Source organism: Photobacterium chitinilyticum (genome assembly GCF_004104355.1).
GTDB classification, from domain to species: domain Bacteria; phylum Pseudomonadota; class Gammaproteobacteria; order Enterobacterales; family Vibrionaceae; genus Photobacterium; species Photobacterium chitinilyticum.
On sequence record NZ_RJLM01000043.1, the window covers coordinates 1 to 2,361 of the forward strand.

Annotated in this window: 2 protein-coding genes; both read right to left on the reverse strand. The window is 38.8% G+C overall.

Going from position 1 to position 2,361, the window contains the following annotated elements; translation table 11 throughout:
• Positions 1–387: 387 nt before the first annotated feature.
• Entirely contained in the window at positions 388–1,164 is a 777-nt protein-coding gene (locus tag EDI28_RS25560) for a hypothetical protein (RefSeq protein ID WP_128786660.1), read from the reverse strand.
• 140 nt (positions 1,165–1,304) lie between these two features.
• The gene (locus EDI28_RS25565; RefSeq protein WP_128786661.1) at positions 1,305–2,102 is read right to left on the reverse strand and encodes a DUF2971 domain-containing protein; all 798 of its coding nucleotides are present in this window, start codon (positions 2,100–2,102) and stop codon (positions 1,305–1,307) included.
• Positions 2,103–2,361 lie beyond the last annotated feature (259 nt).

The following is a 2,361-nucleotide window of genomic DNA, read 5'->3' on the forward strand; positions in this document are numbered from 1 at the left end:
CACCATAACAGGATTGGAAAACTACGGCTTGCTAGCTGCTAAGCCTCGACCCAACGAAAATGAAGGGAATCAACACAAGTGCAGGAGCCAATTGGACAAATGAAAGAAGCCACCTCAAAACGCCAATCGGGCGGTTGCGTACAGAAACCACAATTATCTATTTTCCTTGAGAACTACCATCACCATAACAGAGCTGGAAAACTGAGATTCACTAGCAACTAAGCACGACCCGCCGGCAATAAAACGACAGCCACGTTGCCTGTACGCCCCTGCGCCATAACGCCTGCAATAAGGTGTGCCCCACTAAACCAACAAAGCACACTGAACTCCATACCAAAACCGCCGAGTGTAACGCATCACCTTGATTGCTTTGTTATACAAATTTAACTAGACATCATCATAATTTATTGTTGATTCAGAATTTTTCTGAACCCTTGCTGACTGTGCACGCAATTTATTTCTAGCTGCAAGTAAACCGCTCAGATCTGATGGTGGTTGTGGAGAAGGTGTTTGTGATGTTTGATTATTTATCATTTTCACTTCCGTATCTAACGTCCTAAGCTGTGACGTTACATTCTCAAAACCTTGCAAAATAGTATCAAGCTTAAGTGAAACTAATTTTTCTTCACGTTCTTGCCCAGACAAATCATTATTAGGAACCTGTGCAGGCGAAGATATTTCTAACAACCTTATTAACGAGTTAATTTCAGATTTATTATCTCTGTTATTATACGTTTCAATTAGTGAGTCTGTTAATGACTTCACAGCTTCGAGTACTTGACGATGACGCATTTCTTTACTATAAGAACAATATCTAAGAACACTTATATCGAACGGAGCATCGGTAATATCATCTTTTAGTAATACAGTCGGCAAATCAAATGCTTGCCTCATGCCTAATTCATAAAAAACATTAGGGTTCTTTGAACTTATATCACATATTGTAATTGGTGAATCAATAACCCGCTTCAATATATCAAGCTGTATAAGATTCGTCCCTTTTGATTCATCAGCTCGTATAGGAACCATACCAGCTGCTTTTATTGCTGGACAAATAATATCTTCATAAACAAGATGAAAATGACCACTATCGTAACCAGCTTGATCTGATATTGGCATTATTACAAAGCAATTTATATCTTTATTTTTATTAGTTGTACTCAATGTAAACTCCTATATTAAGTGTTTGTATAACGCCTGCAATAAGGTGCCCCACGATCAACTTACCAAGCACACCGAACTCCGTACCAAAACCGCCGAGTGTAACGGGTCACCCTTGATTGCCTTGTTATGCGATTTTGAATTTAGTAGTCTTTAATTTCAATTACATAGCTGTTTTTCTTTAGTTTAGCTCTGCGTACTATGATGTCCGGGTTAGCCATTTTTGCAGTGTGTATTACCAGTCTTTGTTGATCGAGTGGCATTTTGTCACCGATGACTATTTCCAACAAAGCCGACGATGTATATGAATGCATATTACTTTCACTCATTGAGAGGATACGCATCTCATTCTCGTATTTCCAAGATTTGGATTTTGTTGCGACTGTTTGAATAACATGCTCAATGTAGTCAATTTCAGAATCACCCAATACAGTTTCTGAACTTAAAAAATCTGATAATCTAAGTGCATTAGGTTCATTTTGATACATTACCTTTATTGGTCGCATTACTCGATCTGACGATTCGTTAATATCGCACTGCAACTGCTCACTCGAAAACACCAAGCAAAAGCCCCTTAAACCATCGGCATAATGTGACCACATTAAGTTTTCTGTTATTGGGTCATTTTCTCGATCCGAAAGGGACATAGAAACAATTTTCGACATACGCACTAGGCTAACAATGATATCTAATTCATCCATTGCTAAGGCTCTAACAAAGTCCTCTTTTGTATAGTCATGCTTATTGAGTCCAAGCTGCCTAAGTTTTGCATCCCTATCAGCTACATTGATCTCTGAATCCGGTTTCCAAGATGCAGAACTTTTCCATAGCTTCAAAACTTCTTCTGAAAGTGAATCATCTAGAATAAACATTCCTTCAAAAGGGTCATTGAAAGCCTGAATTTCAGAAAACCAAAGCTGAGAATTAGCCAATGCACTCAAGCTATAGGTATCAACTGTTCTAAATTTATATAGATTAGTAATTATTCAATCCTCTTTCTCGCATAACGCCTGCAATAAGGTGTGCCCCACTGAACCAGCAAAGCGCACCGGACTCCATACCAAAACCGCCGAGTGTAACGCATCACCTTGATTGCCTTGTATGGATAATAAAACCAACTTCAGGGTAAAGTGAGACCCAGGCTTTAGCTGCAACTAAAGCTTTCTATATAGCAGTTCGATTGATTGCTGGCTCCTCTAT